The organism is Kutzneria chonburiensis (genome assembly GCF_028622115.1).
Lineage (GTDB): Bacteria > Actinomycetota > Actinomycetes > Mycobacteriales > Pseudonocardiaceae > Kutzneria > Kutzneria chonburiensis.
Map to the genome: position 1 here is coordinate 4811033 of NZ_CP097263.1, position 16654 is coordinate 4827686.

General features: G+C 70.7%; 19 protein-coding genes. 9 read left to right on the plus strand and 10 right to left on the minus strand.

The annotated features are described in order from the left end of the window. Position 1: 1 nt before the first annotated feature. The 6 genes from M3Q35_RS21505 to M3Q35_RS21530 all read right to left on the minus strand — a co-directional run bounded on the left by M3Q35_RS21505 (position 2) and on the right by M3Q35_RS21530 (position 5103). On the minus strand, positions 2–598 hold the full coding sequence (locus M3Q35_RS21505) for a LuxR C-terminal-related transcriptional regulator (protein WP_273943735.1): 597 nt from the start codon (positions 596–598) through the stop codon (positions 2–4). 3 nt (positions 599–601) lie between these two features. Then, positions 602–2017, minus strand: coding sequence for a ribosome biogenesis GTPase Der (gene der, locus M3Q35_RS21510; protein ID WP_273943736.1), 1416 nt, complete (start codon positions 2015–2017; stop codon positions 602–604). Next, the gene (locus M3Q35_RS21515) at positions 2014–2691 is read right to left on the minus strand and encodes a lysophospholipid acyltransferase family protein (protein WP_273943737.1); all 678 of its coding nucleotides are present in this window, start codon (positions 2689–2691) and stop codon (positions 2014–2016) included. Before M3Q35_RS21515 ends, der begins: the two co-directional genes overlap by 4 nt. Beyond that, on the minus strand, positions 2681–3412 hold the full coding sequence (gene cmk, locus M3Q35_RS21520) for a (d)CMP kinase (RefSeq protein WP_273943738.1): 732 nt from the start codon (positions 3410–3412) through the stop codon (positions 2681–2683). The genes M3Q35_RS21515 and cmk overlap by 11 nt, the downstream gene beginning before the upstream one ends. A 172-nt stretch (positions 3413–3584) precedes the next feature. Continuing rightward, positions 3585–3947 (minus strand): chorismate mutase, encoded by a 363-nt coding sequence (gene aroH, locus M3Q35_RS21525; protein ID WP_273943739.1) that lies wholly within the window; start codon positions 3945–3947, stop codon positions 3585–3587. 25 nt (positions 3948–3972) lie between these two features. Further along, positions 3973–5103, minus strand: coding sequence for a DUF1015 family protein (locus M3Q35_RS21530; RefSeq protein ID WP_273943740.1), 1131 nt, complete (start codon positions 5101–5103; stop codon positions 3973–3975). A gap of 45 nt (positions 5104–5148) precedes the next feature. On the opposite strand from M3Q35_RS21530, the gene M3Q35_RS21535 reads away from it, so the two are divergent. The 3 genes from M3Q35_RS21535 (at position 5149) to M3Q35_RS21545 (ending at position 12032) form a co-directional block, all read left to right on the plus strand. After that, the gene (locus M3Q35_RS21535; RefSeq protein ID WP_273943741.1) at positions 5149–6291 is read left to right on the plus strand and encodes an epoxide hydrolase family protein; all 1143 of its coding nucleotides are present in this window, start codon (positions 5149–5151) and stop codon (positions 6289–6291) included. Between the two features lie 121 nt (positions 6292–6412). Beyond that, positions 6413–9160: an AfsR/SARP family transcriptional regulator gene (locus M3Q35_RS21540; RefSeq protein WP_273943742.1), complete on the plus strand. Its 2748-nt coding sequence runs from the start codon at positions 6413–6415 to the stop codon at positions 9158–9160. Between the two features lie 133 nt (positions 9161–9293). Continuing rightward, positions 9294–12032: an AfsR/SARP family transcriptional regulator gene (locus M3Q35_RS21545; protein WP_273943743.1), complete on the plus strand. Its 2739-nt coding sequence runs from the start codon at positions 9294–9296 to the stop codon at positions 12030–12032. A 3-nt stretch (positions 12033–12035) separates the two neighbouring features. Here the strand turns inward: M3Q35_RS21545 and M3Q35_RS21550 are convergent, their stop codons facing one another. Then, complete coding sequence (locus M3Q35_RS21550) at positions 12036–12344, minus strand: hypothetical protein (RefSeq protein ID WP_273943744.1); 309 nt, start codon at positions 12342–12344, stop codon at positions 12036–12038. Between the two features lie 346 nt (positions 12345–12690). After that, the gene (locus tag M3Q35_RS21555; protein ID WP_273943745.1) at positions 12691–12909 is read right to left on the minus strand and encodes a hypothetical protein; all 219 of its coding nucleotides are present in this window, start codon (positions 12907–12909) and stop codon (positions 12691–12693) included. A gap of 109 nt (positions 12910–13018) precedes the next feature. Between M3Q35_RS21555 and M3Q35_RS21560 the strand changes: the two genes are divergently transcribed. The 6 genes from M3Q35_RS21560 to M3Q35_RS21585 all read left to right on the plus strand — a co-directional run bounded on the left by M3Q35_RS21560 (position 13019) and on the right by M3Q35_RS21585 (position 15795). Next, positions 13019–13231 (plus strand): hypothetical protein, encoded by a 213-nt coding sequence (locus M3Q35_RS21560; protein ID WP_273943746.1) that lies wholly within the window; start codon positions 13019–13021, stop codon positions 13229–13231. Continuing rightward, the gene (locus M3Q35_RS21565) at positions 13228–13737 is read left to right on the plus strand and encodes a hypothetical protein (RefSeq protein WP_273943747.1); all 510 of its coding nucleotides are present in this window, start codon (positions 13228–13230) and stop codon (positions 13735–13737) included. Before M3Q35_RS21560 ends, M3Q35_RS21565 begins: the two co-directional genes overlap by 4 nt. 21 nt (positions 13738–13758) lie before the next feature. Further along, the gene (locus M3Q35_RS21570; RefSeq protein WP_273943748.1) at positions 13759–13947 is read left to right on the plus strand and encodes a hypothetical protein; all 189 of its coding nucleotides are present in this window, start codon (positions 13759–13761) and stop codon (positions 13945–13947) included. Position 13948: 1 nt separating this feature from the next. Further along, the gene (locus M3Q35_RS21575) at positions 13949–14278 is read left to right on the plus strand and encodes a hypothetical protein (protein WP_273943749.1); all 330 of its coding nucleotides are present in this window, start codon (positions 13949–13951) and stop codon (positions 14276–14278) included. 216 nt (positions 14279–14494) lie between these two features. Further along, the gene (locus tag M3Q35_RS21580; protein ID WP_273943750.1) at positions 14495–15187 is read left to right on the plus strand and encodes a hypothetical protein; all 693 of its coding nucleotides are present in this window, start codon (positions 14495–14497) and stop codon (positions 15185–15187) included. Between the two features lie 23 nt (positions 15188–15210). After that, positions 15211–15795 carry a hypothetical protein gene (locus tag M3Q35_RS21585; protein WP_273943751.1) on the plus strand — a complete coding sequence of 195 codons (585 nt, stop codon included), beginning with the start codon at positions 15211–15213 and terminating at the stop codon, positions 15793–15795. Positions 15796–15804: 9 nt separating this feature from the next. On the opposite strand, the gene M3Q35_RS21590 is transcribed toward M3Q35_RS21585, so the two are convergent. Then, on the minus strand, positions 15805–15957 hold the full coding sequence (locus tag M3Q35_RS21590) for a hypothetical protein (RefSeq protein WP_273943752.1): 153 nt from the start codon (positions 15955–15957) through the stop codon (positions 15805–15807). Positions 15958–15962: 5 nt separating this feature from the next. Next, complete coding sequence (locus M3Q35_RS21595) at positions 15963–16595, minus strand: hypothetical protein (RefSeq protein WP_273943753.1); 633 nt, start codon at positions 16593–16595, stop codon at positions 15963–15965. Between the last annotated feature and the right edge of the window lie 59 nt (positions 16596–16654).

Below are 16654 nucleotides of genomic sequence, written 5' to 3' on the forward strand. Positions count from 1 at the left end.
GTTACGGCCGGATCTGTCGGACGATCAGCGCGGCCTGCACGCGGTTGCGCACACCGAGCTTGCCCAGCAGCGTCGACACGTAGCTCTTCACGGTCGCCTCGGTCAGCCCCAGCTCGACGGCGATGTCCCCGTTCGACCGGCCACCGGCGATCAGGTCCAGCACCTGACGCTCGCGTGTGGACAGACCAAAGTCGTTGTCCGGCAACGGATTCGTCCGCAGCGAAGGCAACAGCGAGACCACCACCCGCGGGTCGAAGACGGCACCGCCGGCGGCCAGGTCGAGCACCGCCCGGACCAGGCTCTCCGGTTCGGCGTCGGCCAGCAGGAAGCCCAACGCGCCGAGATCGATGGCCCGCCGCACGTCATCGTCCACAAGCGACGACACGAGCACCGCCGCCGGCGGGCCGCCGGCCAGCCCGCGCAGCGCCGACACGGCGTCGACCAGCACCACATCCGGCCGCTGCGTGCGGACCAGGGCCGGCAGTCCCGGCCCCGGCGAAGCCTCGACGACCTCGACCCGGCCACCGGCCTCCAGCAGCAGCCGCAGGCCGGCCCGCAGCGCGGGATCGCCCTCGGCCAGCAGCACCCGAACGGCCATGCGCTACCCCTTGCGCGGCTTCTTCTCCCGCACTCGCACCGAGATCTGGATGGGTGTGCCGACAAAACCGAACTGCTCGCGCAGCTTGCGCTCGATGAACCGGCGGTAGCCGGCCTCGAGGAAGCCGGACGTGAACAGCACGATCGTCGGCGGGCGGGTCTGGGCCTGGGTGGCGAACAGCACCTTGGGCTGCTTGCCGCCACGCACCGGCGGCGGCGTCGCGGCGATCAGGTCGGACAGCCACGAGTTCAGCGTTCCGGTCGGGATCCGGGAGTCCCACGAGGTCAGCGCCGTGCGCAGGGCCGGGGCCAGCTTGCGCACCGACCGCCCGGTGGCGGCCGAGACGTTGATCCGCTGCGCCCACGGCACCCGGACCAGGCCCCGCTCCAGCTCCTTCTCCAGCTGGTAGCGGCGGCCCTCGTCGACCAGGTCCCACTTGTTCATGGCCAGCACCAGCGCCTTGCCGGCCTCCACGACCATGGTGACCACGCGCAGGTCCTGCTCGGCGATCGGCTCGCTGGCGTCCAGCAGCACGATGGCCACCTCGGCCGCGTCGATGGCCGCCTTGGTGCGCAGCGAGGCGTAGTACTCGGTGCCGCTGGCGAAGTTGACCCGCTTGCGCAGGCCGGCGGTGTCGACGAAGCGCCACACCTCGTCGTCCAGCTCGACCAGCGAGTCGACCGGGTCGACGGTGGTGCCGGCGACCGAGTCGACCACCGCGCGCTGCTCGCCGGACAGCCGGTTGAGCAGGCTGGACTTGCCCACGTTGGGCTTGCCGATCAGCGCCACCCGGCGCGGGCCGCCGATGCGCTCGACGAAGTCGTCCCGCGGCGTCTCGGGCAGCGCCGCCAGGATGGCGTCCAGCAGGTCGCCGGAGCCACGGCCGTGCAGGCCGCTGACCGGGTACGGCTGGCCGAGGCCGAGCGACCACAGCGAGGCCACGTCGGCCATCAGCCGGTCGTCGTCGACCTTGTTGGCCACCAGCAGCACCGGCTGCTTGGACCGGCGCAGCACCTTGGCCACGGCCTCGTCGGTCGCGGTCGCGCCGACCGACGCGTCCACCACGACCATGATCGTGTCGGCGGTGCGCATGGCCATCTCGGCCTGCTGGGCCACCGAGGCCTGTAGGCCGGCCGCGTCGGGCTCCCAGCCGCCGGTGTCGACGACCGTGAACTTGCGGCCGCTCCACAGCGCGTCGTACGCGACCCGGTCCCTGGTCACGCCGGGCGTGTCCTGCACGACCGCCTCCCGGCGGCCGAGGATCCGGTTGACCAGCGTCGACTTGCCCACGTTGGGCCGGCCGACGACGGCCAGCACCGGCTGCGGGACCGCGCCCGCGTCGCCGTCGCCCTGCTCCGCACCGCCGTCGACGGCGGCCCACTCGGCCTCGTCGCTCCAGGTGCCGTCCAACTCACTCACGCCTCGTGCTCCTTGCTTGTGCTCGCCGGCGGGCGACCTGCCCGGCGGCGATCCAGTTCGGCCACGAGGTCGGCCAGCTCGACCCGGACCCGCTCGGTGGCGGCGGTCAGCGCGGCACGGCCCTTGTCAGCCGGAAGTTCGAACGGTTGGCCCACGAGCACGTCCACCGCGGGCCGGAAACGGCGCCTGCGCAGGCCGGCCGGGCGCAGCGTGCCGCGGCAGGCCACCGGCAGCACGACCGCGCCGGCCGTGCGGGCCAGCCAGGCGGCGCCGTTGTGCGCGGCGTCGACGTCGCCGGCGCCGCGGGTGCCCTCGGGGAAGATGCCGACCATGCCGCCGGCCTTGAGCAGGCGGACGGCGGTCATCAGCGGCTCACGGTCCGGCTCGCCGCGCTTGATGGCGATCTGGCCGATCCGGGGCAGCAGGAAACCCAAGGGGCCTTTGAACATCTCCTGCTTGATCAGGAAGACCGGCCGGCGCGGCGAGGTCGCGAACAGCACCGGGCCGTCGACCATCGTGCTGTGGTTGGCGATCATCAGCACCGGGCCGGTGGCCGGCACGTTCTCGCGGCCGTGCACCCGCAGCCGGTAGAACGGCACGAAGATGAAGGTGCCGAGCCAACGGGCGAACTCGTGCAGCCAGGGCCAGGAGCCGGCCGGTAGTTCAGTGTTCACGTGCGCTCCCGGTCGGGACCGCTCGCAGGCCGCGGTCCTCGACCATCGCCATGAGCTCGGCGAGCACGCCGGCGAGGTCGAGGTGCGTGGTGTCCAGCTCGACGGCGTCCTCGGCGGCCTTGGCCGGCGACACCGCGCGGGTCGAGTCGTACGTGTCGCGGCGGCGCACGTCGGCCAGCGTCGCGTCCACCGTCGCCTGCCGGCCGGCGGCCGCGTCCTGCCTGGTCCGGCGCTCGGCCCGGGCCTGCGCGTCGGCCGTCAGGTACACCTTGAGCGCGGCGTCCGGGACCACCACGGTGCCGATGTCGCGGCCTTCGACGACGATGCCGCCGACCTCGGCCAGCGCCTTGGCGATGATGGAGCGCTGCTGGGCCACCAGCTGGGCCCGGACCTCGGCCACCGCCGACACCGGGGAGACCGCGGTCGTGACCTCCTGGCTGCGGATCTCCGCGCTGACGTCGGTGCCGTCCAGCGTGGTCGCCTGGGCCCGCGGGTCGGTCGTGACCTTCAGGTCGGCGTGGGCGACGGCGTAGCGGACCCGGTCGGCGTCGGCCGGGTCGACGCCCGCGCGCAGCACCGCGACCGTGGCCGCGCGGTACATCGCGCCGGTGTCGAGGTAGCGCGCGCCCAGCTGCATCGCGAGCTTGCGGGCGACGGTGGACTTGCCGGTGCCGGAGGGCCCGTCCAGGGCCACCACACCACGCAGCTCGCCGCGTTCCACCGTAAGCCTCCTGAAGTCGCCGACCGTTCAAGCACCATTCTGCCTGGTGCCCCCGCTCAAGAACGAATCAGGCCGATACCGGCAACGTCAGGAAGGGCCCCTTACTGACGTTGAACGTCAGTAAGGGGCCCTTCCTGACGTTCAACGCGAGGATCGGTCCCTTGATCTTGGCTCAGTGCGGGAGGTCGGTACGGAGGGCGGCGGCGCCGCGGAGGTAGGCGTGCTTGATCTCCGCGCGGGTGAGATCGGTCTCCACGTGGGCCAGCAGCCGGATGACCCGGGGCATGGCGCCGGTCACGTCGATCTCGGTGGCCGACAGCAGCGGCACGTCGGCCAGGCCGGCGATCCGCGCGGCGTAGGCCGGGAACTCGCAGGTGATGTCCGGAGTGGCCGTCAGCACCACGCTGATCAGGTCGTCCGGCACCAGCCCGTTGCGCTTGAGCACCTCCTCGACCAGCTCCGCGGTCGCCTCGAGCAACTGCTCCCTCTCGTCGGCGTCGATCTGCGTCGCGCCCCGAACTGCCCGCACTGCCATGCCCCGACCCTAACGGAAGTCCCCGTCACAACGCCGCGAGCAACAGCCCGCTGCGACACTTCGGCGTGAAATACGTTGCCTTTCGAGGCATGCGGCGGCCTTCGGCGTGCACGGCCAGCACGTCGGCGAACGGCACCGGGGCCAGCTGGATGAGGATCCCGTCCGGCACGGGCCGACCGGCCGGCAGGATGCGAAGCGAGGAACCGTCGGGATCGATGCCGAGCGCCTCACGGACCAGCACCTGCTCGACCACACCGTGATCGATCTGCGGCTTGTCCCCGCCCAGGTCGGGCAGCACGACCCGGAGCCGCTCGTCGCCGGCCACCGCGACCACGACCCCGGGCCGCGGCGTGGGATCACCGCCACGGGTGACCGCGAGCCCGATGTCCCGCCACCGTCGATACAGCGTGTCCAGGGAGAGGCCGGTGCCGACCAGCACCCGGTGGATCGCCCCGATGTGCAGCGACGGACCGGCGGTGATCAGCGCCAGCAGGGACGGGCCGGCCGCGGCGACCCGGTGGTTGCCGTCGGCCACCAGCAGCGACTGCTCCTGGAGCAGCTCCAGCAGCTCGGTCTGCCGGGATCCTTTGCCCAGCAGCCACATCTGATGCCGCCGGCCGGCCGTGTCCACAACGGACACCGCCGGTTCGGCCAGTTCCGCGCACACGTCCACGAGCAGCGAGGTGAGGACCGCTCCGTCCGAGACCGGCACGAGCATGGCGGCGCTGGTGGCGCAGCCCAGCCCGGACAGCACGGCCGAGCGTTCGGCGACGACGTCCGGGAACACCTCCTCGGTGTGCCGGACTCGTCCCACTTCGGCCGGATCGACCAGGCACAGCACGCCGTGCGCGGACCCGTCCGGACCGTCCACCCGGTACGGCGCGACGACGTCGTGCACCTCGCGGTAGTGGTTGTCGCGCAAGTGATCCAGGGCCTCACGGGCGATCGGCAGCGCGTCGGTGAGGCTCAGCCCACGGGCTCGTGCGGCCGGCGTGCGGTGCGGGTGCTGCACGGCCAGCAGCGTGCCGAGGGTCGCGCCGGGCCGGGCCAGTTCGGCGGTGATCTGCTCCGGTTCGGCGAATTCGTCCACGTCCGGGCCGGGCACGAAGTCGCGCACCACCCACCCGGTTTTCACTGGACGCACCCAACCGTTCATGACCACCATGATGACCGGCACCGAGCGACCACTGGAGGCGAGGGCGTGAAGCCGTTTCGAATTTCGGTCCCCACCCGTGACCTGGACGACCTGCGCGAACGGCTGGCCCGCACCAGATTCGCGCCGGCGCTGTCCGAGGACTGGACGCACGGCACGCCGCCGGGCTACCTGGCCGAGCTGGTCGAGTACTGGCGGACGAAGTTCGACTGGGCCGCGGCCGAGTCGAGGCTGAACGAGCTGGCCCAGTTCACCGCGACCGTCCAGGACGCCGAGCTGCACTTCGTGCACGTCGAGGGCAAAGGCCCGAATCCGTTACCGCTGCTGTTCAGCCACGGCTGGCCCGGCTCGTTCTGGGAGGTCAGCAAGATCATCGGCCCGCTGACCGACCCGGCCGCGCACGGCGGCGACCCGGCCGACGCGTTCACCGTCGTCGCGCCCAGCCTGCCCGGCTACGGCTTCTCCCAGCATCCCGGCACGCCCGGCATCAGCCCGCTGGCCATCGCCGAGCGCTTCCACGAGCTGATGACCGGTGTCCTGGGCTACCAGCGCTACGCGGCGCAGGGCGGCGACTGGGGCTCGATCATCACGACCTGCCTCGGCCGGGACCACGTCGAGTCGCTGGCCGGCATCCACGTGAACATGATGGCCGCTCGGCCGATCGTCGGGGAGCACTCCGAGCCGCTGACCGAGGCCGAGCAGTCCTACCTCGACGGGCAGGCCGCGTGGCGCAACACCGAAGGCGCCTACGCCCAGATCCAGAGCTCCAAGCCGTCGACGCTCGGCGCCGGCCTGTCGGACTCGCCGGCCGGCCTTGCCGCGTGGATCGTGGAGAAGTTCCGCACGTGGAGCGACTGCGACGGCGACGTGGAGTCGGTGTTCAGCAAGGACGACCTGCTCACCAACATCAGCATCTACTGGCTGACCAACTCCATCGCCACCTCGACCCGCCTGTACTACGAGGCGTGGCGGGACCAGGCGACGCCGATCCTCAGCCCCGGCTACATCGACACGCCGACCGCGTACGCCAGCTTCCCGCACGAGATCTCGCGGCCACCGCGGGAATGGGTGGCCCGGGCGTACAACCTGAAGCGGTACACGGAATTCGAGCGCGGCGGGCACTTCGCCGCCATGGAGCAGCCGGCGGCGCTGGTCGAGGACATCCGGGCGTTCTTCCGCGACCTGCGCTGATCAACCGCGGCCGGCCCGCCGTTCCCGGCGACCCCTCACGCCAGGACCGGCGGGCCGGCTGTCGGCTAGTCTGCCCAATGGGGCGTCCGCAAACGTTGGATTCGGCTTGAATCCGCAGGTCATGGGGGTTGTCGTGGTGGTCGAGATCCGCCTGTTGGGCGGCGTCGATGCCACGGTCGACGGTCGCGCCGCGGCAATCGGGCATATCCGGCAGCAGCATGTGTTCGCCGCGCTGGCGATCGACGTGAACACCGTGGTCCCGGTGGACGAGCTGGTGGACCGGGTGTGGGGCGAGCGGCCGCCGCAGCGGGCCACCGGCACGTTGCAGAGCTACCTGACCCGGTTGCGGGCCGCCGGGCTGACGATCGTGCGCCGGTCCGGCGGCTACGTGCTGACAGTTGACGACCCGCTCGCCGTGGACGTGCTGCTGTTCGAGCACCTGGTCGAGCGGGCCCGGCAGGCGAGCGAGCCGGCGCGGGCCGTCGAGCTGTTCGAGCAGGCCATCGGGCTGTGGCGGGGTTCAGAGGCGTTGGCCGGTCTCGACTCGCCGTGGGCCGTCGCGACCCGTGAGCTGCTGGGCCGGCAGCTGTTGGCCGCCGAGCTGGACGTCGCCGACCTGCGGCTCCAGCTCGGCCGGCACGCCGCGCTCGTGCCGGAGCTGGTCGAGCGGGCCGCGGCCCATCCACTGGACGAACGGGCCGCCGGGCAGCTGATGCTGGCCCTGTACCGGAACGGGCGGCAGGCCGAGGCCCTGTCCCACTACGAGGCGTTGCGCACCCGGCTGGCCGTGGAGCTGGGCGCGGATCCCGGCGTTCAGCTGCGGCAGCTGCACCAGCGGATCCTCACCGCCAACCCGGTGCTGGCCGTGCCGGCGCGACAGTCGGACCAGGTCGTGCCCCGTCAGCTGCCGGCCCCGCCGATCGCGTTCGCCGGCCGTACCGCCGAGCTGGCGGCTTTGAGCGAAGCGCTGGGCGACACCGCCGGCGTGCCGATCGCGATGATCATCGGCAGTGGCGGTATCGGCAAGACCTCGTTGGCCCTGCGCTGGGCGCATCTGCGGACCGAGGACTTCCCGGACGGCCAGCTGCACGTCAACCTGCGCGGTTTCGACCCGTCCGCGCCGCCCGTGTCGCCTTCCGTGGCCGTGCGGGGCTTCCTCGGCGCGCTGGGCGTCGATCCCCGGGCCGTGCCGGCCGACCCCGACGCACAGGCCGCCCTCTACCGCAGCCGCGTCGCCGGGCGGCGGTTGCTGGTCGTGCTGGACAACGCCGCCGACGTCGCCCAGGTCGAGCCCCTGCTGCCCGGCAGCCCCGGCTGCGCCGTGATCGTGACCAGCCGCAACCGCCTGGCCGGGCTCGTCACCAAGCACGGCGCCCGCCCGCTCATCACCGACACCATGGCCGACTCCGAGGCGCGGACCTTGCTGGCCAACCGCGTCGGTGCGCAGCGACTGACCGCCGAGCCCGCCGCCGTCGCCGAGATCTTGGCTCTGTGCGGCGGTTTCCCGTTGGCCTTGAGCATCGCCGCCGGCCGCGCCCAGATCCGCCCCGGCCTGCCGTTGTCGCAGCTGGCCGCCGAACTCCGCGACGCCTCCACCCGCCTCGGCGTGCTGGACGAGGACGACCCCGGCTCCGGGGTCACCGCCGTGCTGGCCAGCTCGTTCGCCACGCTGACCGCCGACCAGGCCCAGGTCTTCACCCGGCTCGGCCTGGCCCCTGGCGACGACATCGACCTGCACGCCGCCGCCTCCCTGGCCGGCCTGCCCGCCGGCCGCACCGCGCAGGCCCTGCGTGATCTGGAACAGCGCAGCCTCGTGACGCAGGACAGCCCGGGCCGCTGGCGCATGCACGACCTGATCCGCCTGTACGCCGCCAACCGGGCCGAGGACCCCGAGGCGGCATTGACCCGGGTCGTCGTCTTCTACGCGAACAGCGCGGACGCCGGCAACCGAGCACTGGACCCCAGCTTCCCGTTCAGCGACGAGGAACTGGAGAACCCGCCCGGCTGCCAGCCGCTGGTGCCGGCCGAGCCGATGGCGTGGTTCGACGCGGAACGGCGCTGCCTGCTCGCCGCGCAGCGCGTCGCCATGGAGCGAGAGTGGTACGCGCCGGCGTTCCGGCTGGCTGAGGCGCAGGTCACCTACTACTACCGACGCGGCCGCCACCACGACAACCTCGCGCTCTGGCAGGTCGGGGCGGCCGCCGCCGAACACCTGGGCCTTGGCGCGCAAGGGGTCGCGCATCGTCAGCTCGGACGGGCCCACTCGCGGCTGCACCAGCTGCCCGAGGCCATCGACGAGCTCAACCAGGCGCTCGAGCTGTTCGAGCGGTCCGGCGATCGCGGCCAGCTGGCCCGCACCCACCAGGCCATGGCCCTGGTGCTGGAACGGCGCGGCGACGACCTGGCCTCCCTCGAACACGCCAGCAAGGCGCTCGACCTGGCGCTGTCGATCGGCCACCGGCTCTGGGTGGGCGAGATGCGCAATCTCGTCTCCTGGTACCTGGCCCGGCTGGGCAAGCTCGACGTCGCCCACGAGGAGGCCGAGCAGGCGCTGGCGGTGTTCCGGGAGCTCGGCGACCGGCCCGGCGAGGCCGATGTGCTCGATGCCCTCGGCTTCATCGCCGACCGCGACGGCCGGCACGCCGACGCAGTCGAGCACTTCCGGCAGTCCATCGAGTTGTACCGCGAGCTCGGCAATGTCACCGTCGTCGCCGCCCTGCACGACCGGCTGGGCCGGGCGCTGCTCGGACTCGGCGACCGACCGGCGGCCCGGCAGGCGTGGCAATACGCGCTGGAGCAGTTCCAGATCCAGCGCCGGGACACCGACTCCGAACGCATGCGCAACCAGCTGGCCGAGCTGGAACAGTGAGCGGTCACGCCGCGGCCGCGGATCCCCCTGGAGCCCTGGACGCGGCGTGACCTGGCCACATCGTGCGCCACCCGATGGCCGCGTTTCTTGCATTTCGCTTGAATCCGCAGGCCAGAGGCACTAAGCACGGAGTGTGACTGCGCGGTTTGCCCTGTTGGGCGGGATCGAGGTGACGGTCGGCGGGCAGCCGGTCGACATCGGGCACGCGCGGCAGCAGTGCGTGCTGGCCGCCCTGCTCATCGACGTCAACACGGTGGTGTCGGTCGACGAGCTGGTGGACCGGGTGTGGGGCGACCGGCCGCCGCAACGGGCCACCGGCACCCTGCACAGCTACCTGACCCGGCTGCGCCGGGTCGACGGCGTGACGATCGTGCGGCGGACCGGCGGCTACTCGATGGTCGTCGAGGATCCGTTGGACATCGACCTGAACCTGTTCCGCAGCCTGATCGCGCAGGCCCGCCGGGGCGAGGACCCGGCGCTGTTCGAGCGGGCGTTCGGACTGTGGCGGGGTGAGGCGCTGGCCGGGCTGGACTCGGACTGGGCCGTCGAGGAACGCGAGCAGCTGGCGCAGGAGCGGCTGGCCGCCGAGTTGGACCACACCGACCTGCGGCTACGGCTCGGGCAACACGCGGCGCTGGTGCCGGAACTGCTGGCCCGGGCCGCGGAACAGCCGCTGGACGAGCGCGTCGCCGGGCAGCTGATGCTCGCCCTGTACCGGACCGGGCGGCAGGCCGAAGCGCTGAGCCGGTACCAGGCCGTACGGCTGAAGCTGGCCGACGAGCTTGGCACCGATCCCGGCCCTGAGCTGCGGAAACTGCACCAGCGCATGCTCACCGCCGACCCGGCGCTCACGGTTGCCGCGCCGCGGCGGCCGGCCGTCGTGCCGCGCCAGCTGCCGGCGCCGCCGGCCTGGTTCTCCGGGCGGTCGCCGGAGCTGGCGGCGCTGTCGCAGGCGCTGGAGTTCCGCGACGGCACCATGCCCGTCGCCACGCTGTGGGGCAACGGCGGCATCGGCAAGACGGCGCTGGCGCTGCGCTGGGCCCACCAGCACGCCGACGAGTTCCCCGACGGGCAGTTGCACGTGAACCTGCGCGGCTTCGACCCGCTGGCCGAGCCCGTGCCGACTTCCGTTGCGGTACGGGCGTTTCTGGGCGCGCTGGGCGTCGCCGCCTCGGCCGTGCCGACCGATCTGGACGGGCAGGCGGCGCTGTACCGGAGCCTGCTCTCGGATCGGCGGATGCTGGTGGTGCTGGACAACGCCGCCGACTCCGCGCAGGTCGGCCCGCTGCTGCCGGGCAGCCCCAGGTGCGCGGTGATCGTGACGAGTCGGGACCGGCTGGCCGGGCTGGTGGCCAACCAGGGCGCCCGGCCGCTGCCCGTCGGCCTGCTCGACGACGCCGCCGCCGGGCTGCTGCTGGGAAACCGCATCGGCGACGCCCGGTTGGCCGCCGATCCCGGGGCCGTGCGCGAGTTGTTGACCCTGTGCGCCGGTTTTCCGCTGGCGCTGAGCCTGGTCGCCGGCCGGGCGCAGACCCGTCCGGGCTTTCCGTTGTCCGCCTTGGCTTCCGAGCTCCGTGATGCGCAGACCCGGCTCGGCGTGCTCGACGAGGACGATCCCGGCGCCGGCATCAGTGCCGTGCTTTCCTGCTCCCACAAGGCGTTGACCGTCGAGCAGGCCCAGGTTTTCGCGCTGCTCGGCCTGTCCCCCGGGCCGGACATCAGCCTCGGCGCAGCCGCCGCGCTGGCCGGCATGCCGCCGGCCCGGGTCAGCCGGGTGCTGCGCGCGTTGGAGCGGCTTTCCCTGCTGCACCAGGATGTTCCCGGCCGGTGGCGGATGCACGACCTGGTCCGGTTGTTCGCCGTCGAGCAGGTCGTGGACGCCGAGCCGGCCCTGCGGCGGCTGGTGGCGTTCTACGTGCACTCCAGCCTGCGGGCCGACCTGACCTTCGGCGTGCTGGCGCAGGACGTCGAATTCGTTGCCCTGCCGCCGGCTTGTCAGCCCGACGCGCCGACCGACGGCCTGCGCTGGTTCGACGCCGAACTCGGCTGCCTGCTGGCTGTGCAGCAGCTCGCCCTCGAACACGGCTGGCACGACGCCGTGTGGCAGATCGCGTGGAACGCCGTGACCCACGGCTATCGACGGGGCCTGCACATCGACAACCTGGCCTTCTGGGAGGCCGCGCTGGCCGTTGTGTCCCATGTGGACAATGTGACCGCGTCGGTGATCCACCGGATGGTCGGCCGGGCCTATTCCCGCGTGCAGCGGCTGCCCGACTCCCTCGACCAGCTCCAGTTGGCACTGTCGCTGATCGACCGGGAGCACGACGTCGTCAACCTGTGCCGCACCGAGCAGGCCATCGCCTTGGTGTACAAGCGACTTCGCGAATGGCCGGCCGCGCTGGACCACCAGCTGGCCGCCCTCGAGGCGGCCCGCCGCACCGGCGAGGAGATCTGGATCGGCGAGTCGCTGACCCTGGTCGGCACCTTCGCCACCCGCCTCGGCCGGCACGACTGGGCCCGCCAGTGCGGCGAGGAGGCGCTTTCCCTGTTCCGGCGGCACAACGACGTGGAGAACGAGGCCGACGTCACCGACGTGCTCGGCATCATCGCCGCCAACACCGGCGACCACGCCGCCGCCGTGCGCCACCACCAGCGGGCCCTCGACCTCTACCGCCAGATCGGGAACAGCACGGTCATCGGCGCCACCCTGGCCGACCTCGGCCGGGCCCACCGCGCGCTCGGCCATCTCGACGAGGCCCGCGACGCCTTCCGCGAGTCCATCGCCGTGTACGCGCGCCAGTCCCGCGACGCCGAGGCCGAGGACGTCCGGACCGAGCTGGCCGCCCTGCTGGTACCGATGCCGCGCTGTTAGGCGTCAGCCGGCCTGGCAGGACGCCCAGTTGTCCGCCGAGTTCGGGTCGCGGGGGTTGATCGGCTCCTTCACCGCGCCGTCACGCCAGGTGTTGTAGATCTTGAAGAAGCGGGTCTGGCCGCTCTGGTGGTCGAAGACCGCGTCCACGTCCTCGCCCAGCGGGTAGTTGTCGGGGTGGTAGAAGTAATGCGTGCCCATGCACCTGCCGCCGGGGAACGGGTACGGGTAGGCGTTGGCCACCCCCGCCGTCACCACCAGTGCCGCCGCGCTGGTCGCCAGCACCAGTGCCGCGCCGGTCAGCCGCTGATACATCTGTTTCCTCCCTTGACCGAGTACGACTGAAATTGAACCATGCTCGGTTGTGCCCCGTCCTGCGAACGACCTTGCCGAACGGTGAGCCGTGTGCGAAGTGCTGGCAGGCGTCACGGGACTCGGCGAAGGGGAAGACACGGTCGATCACCGGGACCAGCACCTCCATCGACTGCGTGATCCCGCCGCCGGCCGGTCCGTGCGGGCCACGTTCGCTCTGCTCGACACCGAGGCCTCCGAGGGCGGCATCGGGGCCGAGCTCATCGCCGGCCGGCTCGCGAGGGCGTCTCCCCTGGCGCGTGGCGCAGAGCCCGCCGGCACCCGGCCGCCGCTTGATCAGGCCGCCGTCTCAGGCTTTCTTGCGGCACAGGGGAACCACCGCCGCAACAAGGAGCAGCAGGCTGATCACCGAGATCACCATGGCCAGCACATGCAGGCCGGAGTCGGTGGCGTGGTCGCCAAGGCCCAACCCGACCAACGCCGCCGCGAGGTTGGCGCCGATGTACTGGGACGTCCGGTACAGGCCCGAAGCGGTGCCGACCTGCTCGGCGGGGGCGGCGGCGTACATGGCGGTCTGGTTCCAGTGACCTTGTGTATGGCATCCACTGGAGCCAAGACGGCCCCGCCCGGTGCTGGACACACCGAAACGGGGCCTCGACGGACGTAGGAGGTCCGCCGTGGCCAACGATCTTGCCACCTTGAACGCGCCCGCTGAGCGTATTCCCTTTGACATCAACCAGTTGACCCCCGCCCAGACTGACGGCCTGTCCTGTGTGGTCTGCGGTACCGACTACCTGACCGTGGCCGTGCCGCACCGCCCGGTTGGCCGCTCGGCGACCGGCGCCCAGGTGTTCGCCTGCTCCTGGACGTGTGCGGGCGGCCGGCCGTGAGCATCGAACCGATCTCGTGGGCGTTGAACAGCGCCCCGATCCCCCGCGACCGGCACGACGCGTTCCCCGCCGTGTCGACGCTGGTGCGGTACACGCGCCTGTCGGAGCGGTCCGTGCAGTACGCGTTGCGGTCGCTGGAAGTCCTGGACCTGATCTGCCCGTCCGACCCGGACATCGTCGCCGCCTACGTGAAGCGGGTCGACCGGCGGCCGAAAGGCTGGGACCTCGCCATCCACAGCGGGGTGCAGAGTGTGCGCCCCGCTGACCTGGACGGGGTGCAAACCCAGCGCCACGGGGTGCAGACAACGACGTCACAGGATGCAATGGTTGCACCCGATCCTTCCCCGTCGGACCAGAACGTTCCGCGTGACCTGGCGGCGGTCACGTCGAACCGGGAGTGTTTCGCGATCGGCGACAAGACCCGCAATAACTTCGTGTTGGGCGACAAGGCGCACGAGAACGGCATCTCCGCGTTGGGGTTGAAGCCGAAGACGAGGGCGCGTTGAACGACGTCGGCACGTTCGTGGGTGTCTGGGTTCCTGGACGTCGGACCCGGCACGGTGCGGACGTACTTCGTCAGCCCGGTGCAGCAGTGGCGCGTCACGAACATCACGAAGCAAGCGGACGGGTTCCGCCAGTTCGACGCGGTCAACGTCGACACGGGCGCGGGTGGCTACCTGTCCGGCCCGGGCGACCAGAAGCGCGAGGTCCGCTGATGTGCCGCACATTGCCACCCGCACCAGCGAGTTCAGGCCGTTCAAGTGGATCGGGGCCGCCGCCATGGCCTGCGCGGTCGCGTTCGTGCTGGGGCTCGGGTACGGCCAGCACGACGCGAACCAGGCCGGATCGAAAACGACCGCCGCGCCGGCCTGGCGTTCGGGGGCGCTGTCCGAGCCGTTCGACCAGTTCGTGCGTGACGGCTCGGCCCCGGGGAGCGTCTTGTACACGGAGTACCGGGCGGAGCTGGCCGGGATGCAGGGCTATGGCGTGCAAGGGCCTGTGGATCAGGGTGCGGTCCTGCTTGCGTTGGCGTTGCGCTGCTACTGACCGAACAGCACGGCCCCGTCCACTATGGACGGGCCGTGTGTGCAGACAGGATCCGGGCGGCCCTGAAGTCGCTGTGGCGACTGACAGAGGGTTCTGACCATGGACGAAACGGCGGGAGCCCGAAAGGGCAATCTCTCGGGTACCCATGGCGCTCACCGCACGTAACGGTCTCTCCATGAGCGACGACTGTCAGCACACCAGTCAGAGGAGACCAAGGTGGATACCACTGAGCTTGCGTTGATCGTCGCGGCCATCACGGGCGGCTCCGCGGTGGTGCAAGGAATCGTCCAGGGGGCGTTGACCGCTCGCAGCGCTCGTGTGGCAGCCCGCCAACAAGCCGTACGAGCCAATATCGAATTGCTCCAACGTCTTCAAGTCCAACTCGCCGAGTTGGGTCAAGCGGCGAACGTTTACATGATTGGCGTCGTCTTTGAGGCCGACTTCTTCACCGCAGAAGGATGGAATTCTAAGCGGCGACAGCCGGCCGAACGACTCCAAGAGGCTCACGGCAACACATACGCCTCCATTCACGCACTACCAGTGAAGTCGCCAGCCAGGGGCGCCGCTTTAGATGCAACCAACCTGATAGAAACAATCATGATACACGGCGATCCGAAAGATCTTAATTCCGAATGGAAACAAGGAAATCGCAAGATCGCCACCGCACTAGAAGCTGTCGGGTTAGCCCTGCGCGAACAGTACAAGGAACTACAAGAGGTTACCCATGGACCGGCGACACGAAGCGCAAGGTGGGCATTAAATCGATTGCAAAACCTATTCAGACCTAACACGGGAGAGGAAGTTAAGAATTCGATCGAAGTAAGCCCCGAAACATTTCAGGTCACCGGCAGCGAAAGCTTTATGCTGCCAACACCGGACACCAACGCCCGTACCGAATACCACGACTAGTCGGCGCCGCTTAAGAAGTCACTATGGACGGGTCAACGATTGTTGCCATCATCGCCGCAGTCATCGCGCTCGTGGCCGCCGGCTTCGCCTGGTGGCAAGCGCTCTCCGCGAAGCGCCAAGCCGTTGCTGCTGAAGAGAGCACCCAAGCCGCCAAGCGTCAGGCCGAAGCTGCCGAACGTTCCCTTGAGCTCGCACAAGAGCAGTGGGACGACGAGAAGCGCGACCGTGCAGCACTGGGACTCGCACAAGCCCGCATGATGCACGTGGAGATCGACAACTTCGGGGCGCTACGGGTCACGGTCACCAACTACGGCGAACACCCCGTGTTCTGCGTGGAGCTGGACAACATCGTCGCCGAGGACGCCCCGACGCTGCCGTGGAAGTTCAACAGCCGAACCATCGGCGCGGACACGGTCCGATCCGTTGTCGAACCAAACGACAAGGCAGAGTTCTGGATCGAGTTCCAGAACCCGGACGGCTCCCTGAACCGCTCGCCCGGCGAGCGATACGACATTACGGTCAGGTACACGGACTGGCTTGGCCAGCGATGGCAGCGAGACGGCAACGGCAATCCTGAACGTGTCGACGACCTCGCCAGCTCCTGCTGACCCTCGCAATCAGCCCTTGCCGACCGCACCCGCGTCCGCGTCCAACTTCACCAAGTCCTGCTCCACCTTCGCCGCCAACGCGCCCAACTCCGCCTGCGCCTTGTTCCGGACCTGGTAGTCCGCCGCCGCCGCCGACACCCAGTCGTTCAAGTCGAACGTCATCGGCGTTAGGTCGGTGCGCCAGTCCAGGATCGCTTGCGGCTCGGTCGTGGCCGTGAAATGCCATCCGCCTGGCCGAACGCGTCGTCACAGCTCAAATCCCGCTCCGGCCCCGGGTTCTGCCAGTAGTCCCGGAACCGGGCGGCCGCCGAGTTCGGGTCGTCCATCGCCGCCAGCCCAGCGAAGGCGTCCGCGTACTGGGTGTGGCCGATGATCGCCTGCCCCTGGTGGAACATGTCCCGGTAGTGCTGGGCGTTGGCGGTGAGGATCGCGACGGCCGCCGCGCGGTCCTGAGCGGAGGCGACCGGCGGTGCCGCCGACGTCGCAGTGGTCGTGGTCGGCCGGGCGCTCGATGACGATGCCGTGGTCGTTGTCGGCGGTGCCCTCGTGGTTGTTGTCGGTGCCGCCTTCGTACTCGTCGGCGCGGGCGTGTGTGTGCGGAACGCCGCCGGGTTCGACATGACCTCGGCCAGCGCCACCCAGAACATGACCGACAGCCCGAGGACCGGCACGGCCACGGCGACGATCGTGATCTTCTTCCACCGCGCCATCGGCCGTCTCGGCGGCCGAGGCGGGGAGACAACCACCTGCTCCATCGGCACCTGGACGGTCGGCTCCTGGCCGGGCTCGTCCGCGCTCACGTCCTGCACTCCTCACATGTCGTTGGCTGCCCGAACCGTCTGCCGAAGTCGATCAACCG

Excerpts from the sequence above, each read along its gene's own strand:
- M3Q35_RS21505 (WP_273943735.1), bottom strand. The coding sequence starts at position 598 with ATGGCCGTTCGGGTGCTGCTGGCCGAGGGCGATCCCGCGCTGCGGGCC.
- aroH (WP_273943739.1), bottom strand. The coding sequence starts at position 3,947 with ATGGCAGTGCGGGCAGTTCGGGGCGCGACGCAGATCGACGCCGACGAG.
- M3Q35_RS21530 (WP_273943740.1), bottom strand. The coding sequence starts at position 5,103 with ATGAACGGTTGGGTGCGTCCAGTGAAAACCGGGTGGGTGGTGCGCGAC.
- M3Q35_RS21540 (WP_273943742.1), top strand. The coding sequence starts at position 6,413 with ATGGGGGTTGTCGTGGTGGTCGAGATCCGCCTGTTGGGCGGCGTCGAT.
- M3Q35_RS21550 (WP_273943744.1), bottom strand. The coding sequence starts at position 12,344 with ATGTATCAGCGGCTGACCGGCGCGGCACTGGTGCTGGCGACCAGCGCG.
- M3Q35_RS21555 (WP_273943745.1), bottom strand. The coding sequence starts at position 12,909 with ATGTACGCCGCCGCCCCCGCCGAGCAGGTCGGCACCGCTTCGGGCCTG.
- M3Q35_RS21585 (WP_273943751.1), top strand. The coding sequence starts at position 15,211 with ATGGACGGGTCAACGATTGTTGCCATCATCGCCGCAGTCATCGCGCTC.
- M3Q35_RS21590 (WP_273943752.1), bottom strand. The coding sequence starts at position 15,957 with ATGACGTTCGACTTGAACGACTGGGTGTCGGCGGCGGCGGCGGACTAC.